This window comes from Massilibacteroides vaginae, from assembly GCF_900178525.1.
GTDB lineage: Bacteria > Bacteroidota > Bacteroidia > Bacteroidales > Tannerellaceae > Massilibacteroides > Massilibacteroides vaginae.
Genome location: NZ_FXDJ01000007.1, coordinates 384793 through 403537, shown reverse-complemented (window position 1 = coordinate 403537; position 18745 = coordinate 384793). Strand labels below are relative to the sequence as shown.

Annotated in this window: 12 protein-coding genes; 8 read left to right on the top strand and 4 right to left on the bottom strand. The window is 41.4% G+C overall.

Annotated elements, in window-relative coordinates; all coding sequences use genetic code 11:
• Window positions 1-43: 43 nt before the first annotated feature.
• From rpe to glmM, 5 genes are read left to right on the top strand one after another with little or no spacing between them, the layout of a single operon-like run.
• Window positions 44-694: a ribulose-phosphate 3-epimerase gene (gene rpe, locus B9Y81_RS04625; RefSeq protein ID WP_085535823.1), complete on the top strand. Its 651-nt coding sequence runs from the start codon at window positions 44-46 to the stop codon at window positions 692-694.
• Window positions 695-718: 24 nt separating this feature from the next.
• Entirely contained in the window at window positions 719-1987 is a 1269-nt protein-coding gene (locus B9Y81_RS04620; RefSeq protein WP_085535822.1) for a ComEC/Rec2 family competence protein, read from the top strand.
• 39 nt (window positions 1988-2026) lie between these two features.
• The gene (locus B9Y81_RS04615) at window positions 2027-3076 is read left to right on the top strand and encodes a DHH family phosphoesterase (protein ID WP_085535821.1); all 1050 of its coding nucleotides are present in this window, start codon (window positions 2027-2029) and stop codon (window positions 3074-3076) included.
• A 56-nt stretch (window positions 3077-3132) separates the two neighbouring features.
• On the top strand, window positions 3133-3699 hold the full coding sequence (locus B9Y81_RS04610) for a BamK family beta-barrel-assembly machinery protein (protein WP_085535820.1): 567 nt from the start codon (window positions 3133-3135) through the stop codon (window positions 3697-3699).
• Window positions 3700-3717: 18 nt separating this feature from the next.
• Window positions 3718-5106 (top strand): phosphoglucosamine mutase, encoded by a 1389-nt coding sequence (gene glmM / locus B9Y81_RS04605; RefSeq protein ID WP_085535819.1) that lies wholly within the window; start codon window positions 3718-3720, stop codon window positions 5104-5106.
• A gap of 84 nt (window positions 5107-5190) precedes the next feature.
• Here the strand turns inward: glmM and B9Y81_RS04600 are convergent, their stop codons facing one another.
• From B9Y81_RS04600 to glyA, 4 genes are all read right to left on the bottom strand, one after another.
• Window positions 5191-7695 (bottom strand): glycoside hydrolase family 2 TIM barrel-domain containing protein, encoded by a 2505-nt coding sequence (locus B9Y81_RS04600; RefSeq protein ID WP_085535818.1) that lies wholly within the window; start codon window positions 7693-7695, stop codon window positions 5191-5193.
• Window positions 7696-7878: 183 nt separating this feature from the next.
• Window positions 7879-8625 (bottom strand): 2,3-diphosphoglycerate-dependent phosphoglycerate mutase, encoded by a 747-nt coding sequence (gene gpmA / locus B9Y81_RS04595; RefSeq protein ID WP_085535817.1) that lies wholly within the window; start codon window positions 8623-8625, stop codon window positions 7879-7881.
• A gap of 259 nt (window positions 8626-8884) precedes the next feature.
• On the bottom strand, window positions 8885-11236 hold the full coding sequence (locus B9Y81_RS04590; protein ID WP_085535816.1) for a family 20 glycosylhydrolase: 2352 nt from the start codon (window positions 11234-11236) through the stop codon (window positions 8885-8887).
• 126 nt (window positions 11237-11362) lie between these two features.
• The gene (gene glyA, locus B9Y81_RS04585) at window positions 11363-12643 is read right to left on the bottom strand and encodes a serine hydroxymethyltransferase (RefSeq protein WP_085535815.1); all 1281 of its coding nucleotides are present in this window, start codon (window positions 12641-12643) and stop codon (window positions 11363-11365) included.
• A gap of 143 nt (window positions 12644-12786) precedes the next feature.
• Here glyA and cysQ point away from each other — a divergent pair, with 143 nt between their 5' ends.
• The 3 genes from cysQ to nifJ all read left to right on the top strand — a co-directional run bounded on the left by cysQ (window position 12787) and on the right by nifJ (window position 18663).
• Window positions 12787-13617: a 3'(2'),5'-bisphosphate nucleotidase CysQ gene (cysQ, locus tag B9Y81_RS04580; protein ID WP_085535814.1), complete on the top strand. Its 831-nt coding sequence runs from the start codon at window positions 12787-12789 to the stop codon at window positions 13615-13617.
• A gap of 273 nt (window positions 13618-13890) precedes the next feature.
• On the top strand, window positions 13891-15069 hold the full coding sequence (locus B9Y81_RS04575; protein WP_085535813.1) for an ATP-binding protein: 1179 nt from the start codon (window positions 13891-13893) through the stop codon (window positions 15067-15069).
• Window positions 15070-15102: 33 nt separating this feature from the next.
• On the top strand, window positions 15103-18663 hold the full coding sequence (gene nifJ, locus B9Y81_RS04570; RefSeq protein WP_085535812.1) for a pyruvate:ferredoxin (flavodoxin) oxidoreductase: 3561 nt from the start codon (window positions 15103-15105) through the stop codon (window positions 18661-18663).
• The last annotated feature ends 82 nt before the right edge of the window (window positions 18664-18745 follow it).

The window sequence follows — 18745 nt, the reverse complement described above, 5'->3', positions numbered from 1 at the left end:
AGAATCAAATTTTTTTCTACATTTGTAATATAATACGTATATAATGAAACATTTAATTGCCCCCTCTTTGCTGGCTGCCGATTTCCTGCATTTGCAGAAAGAAGTGGAAATGCTTAATGAAAGTGCTGCCGATTGGATACATCTGGACATTATGGATGGTGTTTTTGTGCCGAACATTTCTTTCGGGTTTCCGATTCTGGAAGTGTTGAAAACGGTTTCCCGGAAACCGTTGGATGTTCACCTGATGATTGTAGAGCCTCAGAAATTTATTCAGGAGATTGCTGCTACAGGAGCTTATTTGATGAATGTTCATTATGAAGCGTGTACGCACCTTCATCGAACAATTTCGGCGATTAAAGAAGCCGGTATGAAAGCCGGGGTAACGTTAAATCCTCATACGCCCGTACATTTATTAGAAGATATCATTCAGGATGTGGATATGGTATTGCTTATGTCGGTGAATCCCGGCTATGGCGGACAAAAATTCATTGATCATTCTGTTGCTAAAACGAAAGCCCTGAAAGATATGATTACCCGAAAAGGGCTAAATACACTGATAGAGGTAGATGGCGGGGTTAATTTTGAAACAGGAAAGCGTTTGTTGGAAGCCGGAGCCGATGTGCTCGTTGCCGGTAGTTTTGTTTTTAAATCGCCTGATCCTAAACAGGTAATAGCTGATTTGAAGAAACTCTGATTTACCTGACCAACCAAAGCCTACATGATAAATGAATTACGAAAGCGTCCTTTCGCAAGGCCGCTTTTATTATGGATTTCGGGTATCTTATTTTACGTTTTTCTTCCTTTTCAATGCATAATGCTGTTCTTGTTAGCCGCCTTGTTGCTGTTAATGCTGTTCTCGAAAAAGGAAGAGCCGCCTGCTTATAGCAATCGTAGGGATTGGGGTATCGTTTTCGCTGTTTTGTTGGTTTCGCTGTCCATCCTTTTTGCCGCGTGGAATGATATGCGTGAGGGCGAGAGAGCTTGGCTGTCATTACTACTACACGATGCTGCTTTGTTAAGGGAGTCTTTATTGAGCCGACTTGAAACTTTGCCGTTGGCCGAAAAAGACCGTGATGTGTTGGGTGCTATGCTTTTAGGGGATACCACGATGCTTGACAGAGAGGTGCGATTGCAGTTTTCCGTAACCGGGGTAGCTCATATCTTATCCGTCAGCGGTTTTCATGTGGCTGTTGTTTGCGGATTCTTCTCTTTTTTGCTTAAACCGTTGCCTTCCACAGGTGTGTTCAGATGGATAAAATATACAGCAACAATGTTGCTTTTGTGGAGCTTTACGCTGATCTCCGGATTGGCGCCACCTTCGGTTCGTGCTGCCTTGATGTTGTCGTTTTTCCTTACGGGACAAGTAATCAATCGCTCTACAGACGGTTATAATACATTGGCTGCATCGGCCTTTATCATGTTGGTATATAATCCGTTTTACTTGTTTGATATCGGGTTTCAACTTAGTTATATCGCTGTTTGGTTTATTCTGTTACTGTACTCTCCCTTAGAGCGTTTGCTCGAAATACGTAATCCTTTACTCTCCGAGCCTTATGGATGGATCGTTGTATCCGTGGCTGCACAAGCCGGCACTTCGTTTCTTTGTTTGTATTACTTTAATCAGTTTCCCGTTTTATTCTTACTTACTAACCTTCCTTTCTCGTTGGTAAGTATGCTGTTGATACCGGCCGGACTTATTTACATGTTGCTTCCTGCCGCATTTCCCGGAGTGGAACTTTTGGGTTGGGGACTGGCACAGATGATGAACTTTCTGTTGTATATTGTAGAGTCGTTCAGTGTTTTCCCCTGGGCAACCTTTATCATTCCGTTTGATTTTTTCGATCTTATTTTAGCGTATGTGTTTCTTTTCCTTTTGGTTTCTTTTGTCTATAGAAAACAACCATTGTATCTGATTCTCTCCTGTTTTTTTCTTGCAATATTGTTTGTCAAACTTCTTATTGAGCCGCTATGGCTCCCCACAATATAAAAAAACGTACCTTTGTGATGATAAATCAAAGCGTACTTTATGATTACAAAAATAATAGCGGAAGAAAAGATTCAAAAAGCGAAAAAATACGTTGAAAAAGGGGAAAGTTTCGTGATTGTTACGCATGTAACCCCGGATGGAGATGCTTTAGGCTCTGCTCTTGGGTTGTATCATTTCTTGCTGGAATACGGTAAAGAAAATGTGACTGTTATTGTGCCTAATGATTTTCCGCTTTTTTACAGGTGGATGCGTGGTGCGAAAGACATTATTATACATGAAAAATATCCTGAGTTTGCGGAGGAACTGATTCAGAACGCGGATGTTATTTTCTGTCTGGACTTTAACGACCCGAAGCGGATTGAAAAGCTGGGAGGTCCCGTTGTGGCGTCTGAAGCTCGAAAGGTGATGATAGACCACCACTTGGATCCCGCTGATTTCTGTCGGGTAACGATCTCTTACCCGGAAATGTCGTCAACGAGTGAGATGGTGTTCCGTTTTATTTGTCGCATGGGTTTCTTTGATCTGTTAAACAAGGAAGCAGCCGAATGTATCTATACGGGAATGATGACGGATACAGGTTCATTTACCTATAATTCGAATAAACCTGAAATTTATGTGATCGTAAGTGAACTGTTGAAGAAAGGCATTGATAAGGATCTGATATACCGTAAGGTGAATCAGGTTTATTCAGAATCACGCCTTCGGTTGATGGGGTATGTTCTATATGAAAAAATGAAGATCTATCCGGATTGTGACGCCGCTCTGATCACGCTTTCGCAGGATGAACTGGATAAGTTTAATTATGTGACCGGAGATACGGAAGGTTTTGTTAATCTACCGCTGAGCATTGAAGGTGTTCGGTTTAGTGTTTTTATTCGTGAAGACAAAGATTATATGAAAATTTCACTTCGCTCCGTAGGTGATTTTCCGTGTAATGTTTTTGCACAGAAGCACTTTAACGGAGGCGGACATAAAAATGCCTCAGGAGGAGAGTTTTATGGTAATCTGGAAGACGCAATAGCTGTGTTTGAACAAGGATTAGCCTTATTTAATCCTAATAAAACAGAAGAAATAATTACAAATACATGAAAAATGGCAGATATTACATACATTTGCCTCATAGATAAACAAATAAAGAAATTTAGATGAAGAAGGGTTTTAGCATATTGATGATGATCGTCGCGGCAGTGATTGTTGTGTCTTCTTGTAGTGAAAGCCAGCGGACATATACGGAAATGCTTAAGGATGAACGTAAAATTATTAAAAAACTAATTGATAGTTTGGATATAAAATTACTTGATGACTATCCGGAGAATGGTGTTTTTGCCGAGAATGAATTTTTTCAGCTACCCAGCGGATTATATATTAATGTAATTGATTCGGGTAATGGTAATAGGGCGGTTGCTAATCAGATAATTTCATGCCGTTTTGAATTTGATTATTTTAATGGTAAATCTGGAACTTCTGAGACTGTGAATGGCTTTGATAATGAATATCACCCTTTGGAATTTAAATTTGGATATTCCTCTGTACTTGAAGGTTCCAAAAGTGTTTTTTCAGGCTTTTACGGACAAGGAATCGTTGAGCCATTAAGTTTTGTTGGAGATAGCTCCTACGTAAAGCTTATTGTTCCGTTTAAAGTTGGTGGACAATCTCAACAGACCGGTGGTGATCCTATCTATTACAAAAAACTTAGATATCTTTTTGATTAAGTAAATTCAACTATAACTATGACGTTAATTAAATCTATTTCCGGCATTAGAGGAACAATCGGCGGTGCACCGGAAGACGGGCTTAGTCCGTTGGCAATCGTAAAGTTTGTATCAGCTTATGCCACTTTTATCAGAAAACACACGCAATCGGTAACAAATAAGATCGTAGTAGGACGTGACGCCCGTATATCAGGACCTATGGTAAAACAAATAGTTTTAGGTACACTGACCGGAATGGGATTTGATGTGGTTGATCTGGATATGGCCACTACTCCTACAACTGAGTTTGCGGTTATTCAAGAGAAGGCTTGCGGAGGAATAATACTTACAGCCAGCCATAATCCCAAACAATGGAATGCACTCAAATTGCTTAACGAGCGTGGTGAGTTCCTTAACGCTGAAGAAGGCGCTGAAGTGCTTCGTTTAGCAGAAGCAGAAGAGTTTTCTTATGCTCCTGTTGATGGCTTAGGGAAAGTTACGCCGGATAATACATATAAACAGAAACATATTGAGAGCGTTTTAGCGTTGGATCTTGTTGATGTAAACGCTATTAAATCAGCAGGCTTTCGTGTTGCCATCGACTGTGTGAATTCTGTAGGAGGTATAGTGCTTCCTGATTTACTGTATGCGCTTGGTGTGAAAGAAATATTCAAACTCCATTGTGCTCCACACGGTAATTTTTCTCATAATCCCGAGCCTTTACCCGAACATCTGACTGAAATATCCGCACTTATGCCACAAGCAAAGGCTGATGTCGGTTTTGTTGTTGATCCGGATGTAGATCGCCTCGCTATTATTTGCGAAAACGGAGCGATGTTTGGCGAAGAATATACATTAGTTGCTGTAAGTGATTATGTACTGAGTAATACGCCGGGTAATACGGTAAGCAACCTAAGCTCAAGTCGCGCATTAAGAGATGTAACCCGTTCTTACGGTTGTGAATATAATGCTGCTGCAGTAGGAGAGGTCAATGTGGTAACAAAGATGAAAGAAACAAACGCAGTTATCGGTGGTGAAGGAAATGGTGGTGTAATCTATCCGGCAAGTCACTACGGACGTGATGCACTTGTTGGTATCGCTTTATTCCTGACGCATTTGGCGAAGAAAAAAATGAAGGTGAGTGAGCTACGTGCTACTTATCCTCCTTATTTCATCTCTAAACAAAAAGTAGAACTTACTCCCGAAATAGATGTTGACGGTATATTACTGAAAGTAAAATCGCAATTCGCTCAATACGATATAACGGATATAGACGGTGTGAAAATAGATTTCCCGGACAAATGGGTACACTTGCGTAAAAGCAATACCGAACCAATCATTCGTATTTATTCAGAAGCCCACACGATGGAAGAAGCTGAAGAATTAGGTGGTCAACTAATCCGGATTATTAAGGATATGTGTCCCTGATCGTCATTGAAAGAACAGTATAGAAAAAAGCTCCGGTAGATCGTAAGATCAGCCGGAGCTTTTTCGGTTTTGTGCAGTAATTTATTATTCTGCGATAATTTTAACGGTTGCTTCTTTCAACCAGGGAGCAGAAAAGTGAATGTTTATCTCACCACCCTTGCCGGTTGATTGAATGTATGCCAGAATACGTCCGTGAAAAGCACGATGATGGTTGTCGGTATAGTCTGTCATATCTTGATTATTACTGGCTTCCAGTCCTAATAATTGGGCAGGTCCTGCAATTCGGCAAGTTATTTCATCATCCGAAAGCATAACCGGCAGACCGTTTTCATCAATTACCTGTAGCACTACTTGCGCTAATCCATTTGTTGGGATTGTTTTCTCTGCGGCAACGACCTTCAACGCATACGGACGGCCTGACGTTTGAATAGCATAACGACTTACGTCATTGTTTCCGTTATCCAATCCCACTACCTCTAACTTACCCGGCTTATAAGGAATATCCCAGTAAATAATACCTGTGTTGTCATCGTATGGCTTTGTCTCGCCAACGGTCTGACCGTTGAGTAATAACTTTGCTTTAGCAGCATTTGTGTAACAAACAACGCGAATAGACTGTCCTTCTTCATAATTCCAGATTGACCAGGCATCCATTGAAGGCGTTTTTTCTTCGTAACCGCCTGCTTCATTCTCAGCGTCAAGTTGTGACCATACGTCTTTCATCTGGCTTTTGCTGCCTTTGCCCGGTGTTGGGTAGGTTCCCAGATAAGCCGTTGGATTGTCGGACCACAATGCCTGGCGGAAATAACCACGAGGTTTAATAAAACCGCCGAAATCAAGTAAGCCGGAATAAAAACCACGAGAAGGCCATGAACCCGATTCTCCAAGATAGTCAATGCCTGTCCATAAAAATTGTCCGAAAATATGCTCATTATCACTTACTGCTTTCCAGGCAGACAATTCATGTCTGTTTTCACTACCGAAGATAACCCGGTTCGGGTACTTTTCATGATCTGTATGGTAAAAGCTCTCTGTATAATTATATCCTGCAATATCCAACGCTCCGGGATATTCGGTTTGGTTTGACATGGCAACGCCTGCAAGTCCTGCAGTAGTGGGGCGGGAAGGATCGTATTGTTTAACAACAGCAACTAATCGCTTGGCAATAGCTCCTAATCTCATCGCGTCGGGAGCATCCTTTTTGTGCCCTCCGAATATTGCTTGCGTAAAACCTGTGTCTTTTCCTCCGTCTAATACCGGATGAGAATACGGATCGTTCGGATAATCTACTTCATTTCCTATGCTCCAAGCAAAAACAGACAGGTGATTGCGATCACGGCGAACCATATCTGCTAAATCTTTCTCTCCCCATTCTTCAAAGAAATCATAGTTTCCCTGAAATCCGGGGGTGCCTACGTTCCAACCTTCAAGCCATTTCCGTTTTGGAAACTCCCATTCGTCAAATGCTTCGTTCATGACTAAGAGCCCTAATTCATCACATAGCTCGTACAAATCCGGAGCTTGTGGATTATGACTGGTACGTATCGCGTTGCAACCTATCTCTTTTAAAGTCAGCAGTCGTCTTTTCCAAACATCACGCGGAACAGCAGAACCTAATACGCCTGCATCGTGATGAAGACAAACTCCTTTTACTTTCATCCATTCACCATTCAGCGCAAAACCTTTATTGGCATCGAATGTAAACGTTCTGAATCCTGTGTTTGTGTTCGTCTGATCAACTGTTTTACCATTTTGTAATACGGTTGTTTTTAGTGTATATAAAGACGGACTGGTAAGGCTCCATAACGCCGGGTTGCTTACATTTATTTCAGTATTTATTTTACTGTTTTGTTTAGCCGCTAATGAAAGTTTGCGATTTGATTTACCAACTGTTCTTCCGTCCGGAGCCACTAATTCGTTGACAACTGTTAGAGTCGCTTGTTTATCAGAATCATTACTAACTTCAACTTCCACCTTCAGAACACCCCGGTTTTTATTCACTTCAGGATAAGCAAACACACCCCATTGAGCAATATGTACCGGATTTGCGTAAACCAACCATACATTCCGGAAAATACCGGAACCTGTGTACCAGCGGGAATCCGCATCCTGCGAATGATCTACGCGGACATTAACTATGTTGTTTTCTCCATATTTTATATAAGGAGTCGCATCGTACATAAATGAAACATATCCGTTCGGACGTTTTCCTAAAGATTGTCCATTAATGAATACTTCGCTGCGGTTATATACTCCTTCAAAATAGAGATAAACCTTTTCTCCTTGCTTTTCGTTTGGGATATCCAATACTTTACTGTACCAGCCTATCCCTCCGGGAAGATAGCCGGTTGCACTTGCCAGAGACGGACTCAATTGTTGTTTTACACTCCAATCGTGCGGAAGATTTACTTTTTTCCATTCTTTTTGATTAAATGCGTCGACCGGTTTATCTTCTTTGTGCTTCAGGTTAAAGAGCCAATCTTTATTGATCAGTTCCGGTTTGCCGAAAGACACTTGGCCGTTAACACAATACATATTCAATGAGAGCACTAAAATAAGTAATGCGATAAATGATTTTTTCGATGTCATGTTGTTTTTATTATGGTATTTGATTTTTTATCTAATGACAAAAATAATCAACATTATAGATTAAAAGGAGGAATATAAGCTCATAAATGGGTTAAAGATCGTGCAAAACACGTCGGTAGTAATTAAAACAGCGGTTTTGTGCGAAAAAAGAAAGAGACGTTGCGCGCAACGTCTCTTTTACTGTTATTTCTTTTTCCCTTGGTTGGCTACTGCATCCATTAGTTTTTTGATTTCTTCCGGATCGCCCAGGAAATAATCTTTTACCAGATTCAGATTGTCGTCAAATTCGAATACGTATGGAACGGCTGTAGGCAAATTAAGATGTACAATTTCTTCATCAGAAATATTCTTCAGGTATTTAATGATACCACGAAGACTGTTTCCATGGGCTGCCACTAAAACCTGATCTGTTGTGTTTAATGTTGGAAAAATAACTTCTTTCCAGTAAGGAAGTATACGGTCAACAGTTTCTTTCAGCGATTCGGTAGCCGGCAGATCTGCTTTGTCTACGTCTTTATATCGAATTTCGTTTACCGGATGACGAGGATCGCTTTCTGCCAACGGATTAGGAGCAATATCGTAACTTCTACGCCAGATCAAAACTTGTTCATCACCATACTTCGCTGCTGTTTCGGCCTTATTTAATCCTTGAAGATCACCATAATGCTTTTCATTTAATCGCCAGTTTTTTTCAACAGGGATCCAATCTAAATCCATGCGATCCAGAACAACATTAAGTGTTTTTACTGCGCGTTTCAGGTAAGAAGTATAGGCTTTCTCAAAAACAAAACCTTTTTCTTTCAATAAATTACCGGCTTTAGTTGCTTCAGCTACGCCCTTTTCTGTTAGATCCACATCTGTCCAACCTGTAAATCTGTTTTCCTGGTTCCACACACTTTCGCCGTGGCGGATTAGCACAATTGTTTTCATTGTTTATCAATTTTACTTATATTATTAATACTTGAAGAAATCATTTTGGGATAAATAAATCAGAAGTATTACAACTTCAGGATGCTTTATGCACATCTCTGCAAAATTAACAATATTCATCCCTGTATGGTTCTACCTATTTGTTGGTATTTTAACAGATCGTTGAGGTAAATGCAGTAATAATGAATAATATATAAAACAAAAACGGCTTCACACGTTGATTTGTGAAGCCGTTTTCGAATTAGTATAGGGTCAGGTATTACTTACCTCTATAAAGCATTTCAGGAGTTACCGGAGCGAATTTTTCTTCATCCGATTTGCGGATATTTACCCCACCGTTATTCCAGTTTGAAGGCCATCCACCAATGATGTGCCCTAAGAATACAACTTTAAATTCATGAAGACCTTTGCACAAAGCTACAGATTTGTCATTGCGTGAGAAACGTTTGGTTTCGCCCTTGTTGCTTATAAGCAAAGTGCCGTCAATCCAAACTTCTTCATTGTCGGAAGAGAAATAATAAACACCATCTTCAGGAAGGTCAATATAACCCGTTGCGATAGCTGCATATTGTTTCACATTGCGCATAGACTCGTCGGTCTTTTCAACACTTCTTATTTCTCTTAAAGATTTAATTGTTGAGTTTTTCCAGTCGGTAATGCCGTTTAGCTGAGACGATTCAAGGAAATAGCCATAAGTTACTTGCATATCAAGACCTGGTGACTTTTGAGCTATTTCTTTTGCAGGAGCCAAAGTTTGCTTTTCGACGGTGATTTCACGCGTCTTGCTCATTTTTCCGGAAGGAAGTACAGAGCGGATTTTAAGTACACCGGATTCCGTAAACTCAATAGGAGTCTCATAAATTGCGGATTCGGCTGTTGGTTCGCTGCCATCAGTGGTATATACAATCTTGATGGGACGGGAAGTCGTGAATTCAAGCGAGGCTTTGTCGGTAAACGTGACAAAGTTGCATGAGCCATTCGGTTGTTCCGGTTGTGGAATATGATAGTTGATCTTATGTCCGTCCAACCGTACCAACGCATTGTCTATTCTGCGTTCGAAATCTTTATAGTCTTTGTTCTCATCTTTTGTCCAACCAATTTCGGAAAGAGCCAGAATACGCGGATAAATACGGTATTCCATCAGATCCGTCTTATACATATATTCCGACCAAATGTTGCATTGAACACCTTGAATATGATGCGCTTTGCCTAAAGCTATCAATGTGTCGGGAGTGGGGTTGTAGCTGTATGTTTTTTCCAGCGTAGCATACCCTCCGATAGTTACCGGTTCTATTTTATAATCACCCTGATATTGATCCAGGTACATACCGTTTGCGCCCGGAGTCATAATAACATCATGATTCATGCTTGCGGCTGCTATACCACCGGCTTCACCACGCCAAGACATAACCGTTGCGGTAGGAGCAAGACCACCTTCCAGAATTTCGTCCCAGCCGATTATTTTCTTGCCATGTTTAGCCAACATTTTCTCTATACGTTGTATAAAATAACTTTGCAAACGTTCTTCGGCAGAGTGTTCTTTGTCGCCCTTCAAACCTTCTTCGCGAATTCTTTTCTGACAAAGCGGACATTTTTTCCAGCTTGTTTTAGGACATTCGTCACCACCGATATGGACGTATTCGCCGGGGAATAGCTCGACAACTTCGGCAATTACATTTTCAAGGAATTCAAATACACTCTCTTTACCGGCACAAAGCACTATATCTTCCACACCCCAGATAATGCGTGGCGTGATGGCATCTCCCGTACAGGAAAGTTCCGGATAAGCTGAAATTGCAGCCAATTCATGACCCGGTACTTCGATTTCTGGAATAATGGTAATGAAACGTTCGGCAGCATAAGCAACTACCTCTTTTATTTCTTCCTGGGTATAGAAACCTCCATATTCAAAACCTTCGCCTTCAATGCGCTTAGAACCTATTTCCGTTAGTTTGGGGTATTTCTTTATTTCGATACGCCAACCCTGATCTTCAGTCAGGTGCCAGTGAAACCGGTTAATTTTAAACAACGACAATACGTCTAATTGTTTTTTGATGTTCTCTACCGGAATAAAGTGGCGACACGGATCCAACATAATGCCACGGTAGCTAAAACGGGGTTCGTCGGAAATGCTCACAGCCGGAGCCACCCAATCAACGCCATTTACCAACGCAGTACTTTCTACCTCTGCCGGCAAAAGTTGTAGGAATGATTGCATCCCATAAAAAATACCCTGAGCAGTTTTCGCTTTGATTACCGCGCTTTTATCCGTAACAGCAAGTGTATACCCTTCATCGTTAACCTGAATATTTTCATCGATCAATAAAGAAATACTGTTTCCGCTCTCTTTCTCTGCCAATGCAAAGGAAAAACCGGTGGAAAGCTGAAGTTTTGACGCGAAAAACTCCGCGATTATCTTTGCTTCTGCCGTGGGAGCGAAAAATACCGTTTTGTTGTTTAATTTAAAGTGACCATCCTGTTGTACAAGACTGAGTGGCTGAGGAATGATGTTGATTCCCTGATTATATGCCGCTTGTTTTGTAGGAGCTTGCGTACACGCGGCCAGGAAACAAACCAGCGTAACTGCACATAGTGATAAAACTTTTTTCATTTGCGTTTCGTTCAGTTTAAGTTCTTTTACATTAAAAAAATAAGTAGAAAAAAGGTGTCTTAAAAACGGTATAGCTCAGGTCAAGCCTGAAACAACACACTTTTGAGACACCTTCAAATGTTCAATTTACCATATAAAGAGCGGATATTCCCTCATTATACTATTCACCTTTTCGCGAACAGAAGTAATGGTTTGCTCGTTTTCCGGAGCAGCTAATACCGTATCCATTAATTCAACGATTTCCGCCATCAGGTCTTCTTTCGCGCCACGTGTTGTAATGGCCGGTGTACCCACACGAATACCCGAAGTCTGGAATGGAGAACGGCTGTCAAACGGAACCATATTCTTATTCACTGTAATATCTGCCGCAACCAATGCCTTTTCGGCAACCTTTCCTGTTAATTCAGGAAATTTAGTACGCAGGTCGATCAGCATACTGTGGTTGTCTGTACCGTCGGAAATGATTTTATAGCCTTTGTCGATAAATGCCTGTGCCATTGTTGCCGCATTTTTCTTTACCTGAGACTGATACGTGATGTATTCCGGCTCTAATGCCTCTGCAAACGAAACGGCCTTAGCGGCAATCACGTGTTCAAGAGGTCCGCCCTGAATGCCGGGGAATACCGCGGAGTCTAACAGTTGAGACATCATACGTATCTCACCTTTAGGCGTTTTTTTACCCCATGGATTTTCAAAGTCTTTACCTAATAAAATAATACCTCCACGCGGTCCGCGCAACGTTTTATGTGTAGTCGAAGTAACGATGTGGGCATGTTTAAGCGGATTATCTAATAATCCGGCAGCAATCAATCCGGCAGGATGAGCCATGTCTACCATCAATAACGCACCTACTTTATCTGCGATTTCACGCATACGCTTGTAATCCCATTCACGCGAATAGGCCGATCCGCCTCCTACAATTAATTTAGGACGTTCGCGTAGGGCAACCTCTTCCATTTGGTCGTAGTCTACACGCCCGGTTTCTTCTATTACATTATATTCTGTAGCCTTATAAAGAATACCTGAACTGTTTACGGGAGAACCATGAGATAAGTGACCGCCATGAGCCAGGTTTAACCCCAGGAAAGTATCCCCCGGATTAAGTACAGCCAGAAACACCGCGGCGTTGGCCTGTGCACCCGAATGAGGCTGAACATTAGCCCATTCCGCATTGAAAATTTGCTTCAGACGCTCTATTGCTATTGTTTCACTTTGATCTACTATCTCGCACCCGCCATAATAACGTTTCCCCGGATATCCTTCGGCATATTTGTTTGTTAAACAACTACCCATGGCTTGCATAACCTGCTCGCTCACAAAGTTTTCGGAAGCAATCAGCTCAACTCCTTTCAATTGCCGCTGACGCTCTTTTTCAATGATGTCGAAAATGATGTCGTCTCTTTTCATTTCTTAATCTGTAAATCTGTTGTTATTAATGGGAATTACACTTATGAAAGTGATTGACGCAAATTTACGATAAATTTTACGAAGATAAGGGGGCATACATTAATTAATTGTTAGTTTTGTAGAAAGACACAAATAAAAACGCTATGATAGAATATACCAATTATCTTTATTTAGCCATTCGCGCCGCTTTAGATGCCGGACAGGAAATTATGAAAATTTATGCTGATACCGAAGCCGACATGGAAATTGAAAATAAAGCGGATAACTCACCTTTAACTATTGCCGACAGATTGGCAAACGAGCTGATTACGCAAGCTTTGTCTGTTACCTCATTCCCTATACTCAGTGAAGAAGGCGACCATACGGTATACGCCAAACGGAAATCCTGGAGCACATTCTGGATGGTTGACCCCCTTGACGGGACAAAAGAATTTATCAAGAGAAACGGAGAGTTTACTGTAAACATCGCGCTGATAAAAGATCGTGTGCCCGTGTTGGGCGTTATTTATGTGCCTGTTCGTAAGGAGCTTTATTTTGCCACCGATTCCATCGGAGCCTATAAAGTGGAAGGTGCAGATTTTAATAACCAATTTTCGTATAGCGAAATGCGTAAAAACGCCAAGCGATTACCGCTGAGTTTGCCCCACCATCAAGGCATTGTGGTTGTTTCATCGCGTTCGCATAAAACAGAATATTGTATTGACTTTATCGCCAACCTGAAAAAACAAGGACAGCCCGTAACCGAGATAAACAGCGGAAGCAGTTTAAAAATATGTATGGTTGCCGAAGGAACAGCCGATATATATCCTCGGTTTGCCCCTTCGATGGAATGGGATACGGCGGCAGGGCAGGCAATAGCCCATGCGGCAGGTTGTGTGGTTTTTCATGTAGACGAAAAAACGCCACTTATTTACAACAAGGAAAACCTCCTGAATCCCTGGTTTATCGTCAAGTCGAACGCTGCTACTTTTTAGGCGAAAAATCGACATTTTTAATACGCTGAATATCAGTAGGTTTAATAAGTCGAAAAACATAAAGGTTATTTTTCGAAAAATAAAGGATATCTTTTGAAAAATAACCTTTATGTTTTTTTTTATATAGTAATACGAAAAAGCAAGGATAAAAACAGGCCGGATTTAGCCACTTTGTTGTAAAGTTAGAATTACACAAATATGCTAAAAATTGCTATCTCTGTATTACAATGTTGATAAAATTAATATATTTGCATTTGGTATATAATTTACATTGTGGAAGCATTTTACAGGACACATAATTATTTATTGGAACACACTACCTCGCCGGTTCGTCGTCAGTTGATGGACGAAATAGATTGGAACGATCGTCTTATCGGTATTAAAGGCTCCAGAGGAGTCGGGAAGACTACGTTTCTGCTGGAGTATGCCCGTGAGTTTTTCGGAAAGGAAAACAGAGAATGTCTGTACATTAATCTGAACCATTTCTATTTTACTGAAAGGTCGCTGATTGATTTCGTTGCCGAATTTCGTGCGAAGGGAGGAAAAGTATTGCTGATCGATCAGGTTTTTAAATACCCTGAATGGTCACGCGAGTTGCGTTATTGCTACGATAACTACCCGGATGTGAGGATTGTGTTTTCCGGATCTTCCGTTATGCGGTTGAAAGAAGAAAACCCGGATTTGTCCGGTTGTGTAAAATCGTATAACCTACGTGGATTTTCGTTTCGTGAATATATAAATCTGATGGTGGGCACTTCTTTCCCATCGTTTACGTTGGATGAACTGCTTAACGATCATACCAAAATTGCCGAATCTATTTGTTCGGAAATAAAACCCATGGCTTTTTTGCATGACTATATGCATCATGGCTATTACCCGTTTTTTTTGGAAAAACGGAACTTTTCCGAAAATTTACTGAAGACAATGAATATGATGTTGGAAGTAGATGTACTTTATATCAAACAGATTGAGCAAAGTTATCTCCCAAAACTGAGAAAATTGCTATATTTGTTAGCGATCAGCGCACCTTGTGCTCCAAATGTGAGCCAATTAAGTAAAGACATTGAAACCAGCAGGGCAACAGTGATGAATTATATAAAGTACCTGACAGATGCCCGCTTGATGAATATACTTTATCCGGAAGGAGATAGCTTCCCTAAAAAACCGGCCAAAGTGTATATGAACGACACGAATCTGATGTATCCTATCCGTCCGATGGCTGTAAACCATCAGGCTTTGCGGGAAACATTTTTTTATAATGCGTTGCACAAGGATAACAAGCTGAATATCGGCATGAAAAACGCTCACTTCCTTGTGGAAAGAAAGCATCAGTTCAGGATAGAAGAAAGCCTAAAAGGGAAAACTAATCCGGATATCTACTACGCGGTTGAAAAAGTGGAGGTAGGTGCCGACAATATTTTTCCGTTGTGGTTGTTCGGATTTTTGTATTAAAAAAGAATAAGTGTTACTTAAATATATCTCAAAATGACAAAACAGAAGAAATTCTTAACCTGTGATGGTAATCAGGCCGCTGCTCATATTTCGTATATGTTCAGTGAAGTAGCCGCGATTTATCCTATCACGCCATCTTCTACTATGGCAGAGTATGTAGATGAATGGGCAGCCGCCGGAAGAAAAAATATTTTCGGTGAAACTGTTCTTGTGCAGGAAATGCAATCAGAAGGAGGAGCTGCCGGCGCATTACACGGTTCGTTACAGGCCGGTGCATTAACCACAACTTATACTGCTTCACAGGGATTGCTGCTAATGATCCCTAATATGTATAAAATTGCCGGTGAGTTATTGCCTTGTGTATTCCATGTATCTGCCCGTACGATAGCATCGCATGCGCTATCTATCTTCGGAGATCATCAGGACGTGATGGCTGCCAGACAAACCGGCTTTGCTATGCTTGCCGAAGGTTCCGTGCAGGAAGTGATGGACTTATCGGCTGTGTCTCATCTGGCTACTATCAAATCTCGTGTGCCGTTCGTAAACTTCTTTGATGGTTTCCGTACTTCTCACGAAATTCAAAAAATTGAAACGATCGAACAAGATGAGCTGGCTCATCTGATCGACCAGGAAGCGTTGGCCGAATTCCGTGCTCGCGCGTTGAATCCTGAAAATCCGGTGGCACGCGGTATGGCCGAAAACCCGGACGTTTTCTTCCAGCACAGAGAATCTGCTAATAAATATTACGATGCGGTTCCGGCGATTGTTGAAGATTATATGAAAGAAATTTCTGCAATTACCGGTCGTAAATATGGTTTGTTTGATTATTACGGAGCGGAAGATGCCGACCGTGTGATCATTGCCATGGGATCTGTAACAGAAGCTATCCGCGAAGCGATCGACCATTTGGTTGCTCAGAGCGAAAAGGTAGGTTTGGTTGCTGTTCACTTGTATCGTCCGTTCTCTGCTAAGCATTTCCTTGCGGCTGTTCCTAAAACAGCGAAAAGAATTGCTGTGCTCGACCGTACAAAAGAACCGGGTGCAACCGGCGAACCGTTGTATCTGGATGTGAAAGATTGTTTCTACGGGCAGGAAAATGCTCCCGTTATTGTAGGCGGACGTTACGGCTTGTCTTCTAAAGATACTACTCCTGCACAGATTCTTTCTGTTTATGAAAATCTTGGTTTATCATTGCCGAAAACAAACTTTACAATCGGTATTGTAGATGATGTTACCTTTACTTCACTTCCTCCTCGCGAAGAAATTGCGTTGGGTGGCGAAGGCATGTATGAAGCTAAATTCTATGGTTTAGGTGCTGATGGTACAGTGGGAGCGAACAAGAACTCTGTAAAGATCATTGGTGATAATACCGATAAATATTGTCAGGCTTATTTCTCTTATGACTCTAAGAAGTCGGGAGGATTTACCTGTTCTCACCTTCGTTTTGGCGATACACCTATCCGTTCTACTTATTTGGTTAATACACCAAACTTCGTGGCTTGTCATGTTCAGGCATATTTGAAGATGTATGACGTGACGCGTGGTCTGCGTGAAAATGGAACGTTCCTGCTGAATACCGTATGGAGTGCGGAAGAACTGGAAAAACATCTTCCGAATAAGGTGAAACGTTATTTCGCTAAGAAAAATATTACTGTTTATTATATCAACGCTACTCAAATCGCGTTAGAAATTGGTTTGGGTAACCGTACAAATACGATTCTTCAATCCGCGTTCTTCCGTATTACGCAGGTTATACCTGTAGAACTGGCTGTAGAGCAGATGAAGAAATTTATCGTGAAGTCTTACGGCAAGAAAGGTGAAGATATCGTTAATAAGAATTACGCAGCGGTTGATCGTGGTGGCGAATATGCTGTGTTACCGGTAAAACCGGAATGGGCTGATCTGGCAGATGAAAAGAACGAATCAGTGAAATATCCTGAATTCATCAGCAACGTTGTAAACGTGATCAATGCACAGGATGGAGACTTGCTGCCTGTATCTACATTTGTTGGTCTTGAAGACGGAACATGGCAACAAGGTACGTCCGAATTCGAAAAGCGCGGTGTTGCTCCTTTCGTTCCTGAATGGACGTCGGAAAACTGTATCCAGTGTAACAAATGTGCTTATGTGTGTCCTCACGCTTGTATTCGTCCGTTTGTGCTGGATGAAACAGAACAAGCAAAAGCTCCGTTTGAAGACGGATTGCTGAAGGCGGTAGGAAAGCAATTTGACGGCATGAAGTTCCGCATTCAGGTTTCTGTATTAGACTGTCTTGGTTGTGGTAACTGTGCGGATATATGTCCGGGCAATAAGCAAGGTAAGGCGTTGAAGATGCAAGATCTGGAAAGTCAGCTTAATGAAGTTCCGAACTGGACCTATTGTGCAGAAGAAGTGAAGAGCAAACAACATCTGGTTAATATTAACGCCAATGTAAAGAACTCTCAGTTTGCTACTCCTTTGTTTGAATTCTCCGGTGCTTGTTCAGGTTGTGGTGAAACGCCTTATGTTAAGTTGATCACTCAATTGTTTGGCGACCGTGAAATGGTAGCAAATGCGACAGGTTGTTCTTCTATCTATTCGGGATCAGTACCTTCTACTCCTTATACCAAAAACGAAAACGGATATGGTCCGGCTTGGGCAAACTCATTGTTCGAAGATTTCGCTGAGTTTGGATTAGGAATGTCTTTGGCTGTAGAGAAAATGCGCGAACGCATCGAAAAGCTAATGAATCAAGCGATCGAAGGCGGATGTCCTGATGAAGCAAAAGTACTGTTCGAAGAATGGATCGCTAATCAGAATAACGCAGAGAAGACAAAAGAACTTGCTCCTCAGATCACTGCTTTGGTTACTGCTGCGGCAGACAAGTGTGCTATCTGTAAAGAACTTGTTTCTTTAAGCAAATACCTGATCAAGAAGTCTCAATGGATCATCGGTGGTGACGGTGCTTCTTATGATATAGGTTTCGGAGGTCTTGACCACGTGATTGCTTCAGGCAAGAATGTAAATATCCTTGTATTGGATACCGAAGTATATTCAAACACGGGTGGTCAGTCATCTAAATCAACTCCGGTTGGTGCTATTGCTAAATTCGCCGCTTCAGGAAAACGTGTTCGTAAGAAAGACCTTGGTCTGATGGCTACAACTTACGGTTATGTATACGTAGCTCAGATCGCAATGGGTGCCGATCAGGCTCAAACATTGAAGACAATTCGTGAAGCGGAAGCTTATGACGGACCTTCTTTGATCATTGCTTATTCTCCATGTATCAGCCACGGCTTGAGAGCAGGAATGGGCAAGAGTCAGCAAGAACAAGCCGACGCGGTTGCATGCGGATACTGGCACTTGTGGCGCTATAATCCTACATTAGAAGCAGAAGGTAAGAATCCATTCATTTTAGATAGTAAAGAACCGAACTGGGATAACTTCGAAACATTCCTGAAAGGTGAAGTTCGTTATTCATCTGTAATGAAACAGTATCCTGCTGAAGCTGCCGAACTATTTAACGCCGCGAAGCAGAATGCACAATGGAGATACAATAACTATAAGCGTTTAGCTCAGCAAGAATGGGCGGTTGAAGTAGCAACAGAAGCTTAATAAGTATTACATATTAATTAAAAAGCGATGGTCAAATGATCATCGCTTTTTTTATCTCTGCCGAAAGCCTTACCTTTGCAGT

Bases quoted from the DNA above. Each gene is read 5' to 3' on its own strand.
- glmM (WP_085535819.1), top strand. From the start codon at position 3,718: ATGACGTTAATTAAATCTATTTCCGGCATTAGAGGAACAATCGGCGGT.
- B9Y81_RS04615 (WP_085535821.1), top strand. From the start codon at position 2,027: ATGATTACAAAAATAATAGCGGAAGAAAAGATTCAAAAAGCGAAAAAA.
- nifJ (WP_085535812.1), top strand. From the start codon at position 15,103: ATGACAAAACAGAAGAAATTCTTAACCTGTGATGGTAATCAGGCCGCT.
- B9Y81_RS04610 (WP_085535820.1), top strand. From the start codon at position 3,133: ATGAAGAAGGGTTTTAGCATATTGATGATGATCGTCGCGGCAGTGATT.
- B9Y81_RS04590 (WP_085535816.1), bottom strand. From the start codon at position 11,236: ATGAAAAAAGTTTTATCACTATGTGCAGTTACGCTGGTTTGTTTCCTG.
- B9Y81_RS04620 (WP_085535822.1), top strand. From the start codon at position 719: ATGATAAATGAATTACGAAAGCGTCCTTTCGCAAGGCCGCTTTTATTA.
- gpmA (WP_085535817.1), bottom strand. From the start codon at position 8,625: ATGAAAACAATTGTGCTAATCCGCCACGGCGAAAGTGTGTGGAACCAG.
- glyA (WP_085535815.1), bottom strand. From the start codon at position 12,643: ATGAAAAGAGACGACATCATTTTCGACATCATTGAAAAAGAGCGTCAG.
- rpe (WP_085535823.1), top strand. From the start codon at position 44: ATGAAACATTTAATTGCCCCCTCTTTGCTGGCTGCCGATTTCCTGCAT.
- cysQ (WP_085535814.1), top strand. From the start codon at position 12,787: ATGATAGAATATACCAATTATCTTTATTTAGCCATTCGCGCCGCTTTA.
- B9Y81_RS04600 (WP_085535818.1), bottom strand. From the start codon at position 7,695: ATGACATCGAAAAAATCATTTATCGCATTACTTATTTTAGTGCTCTCA.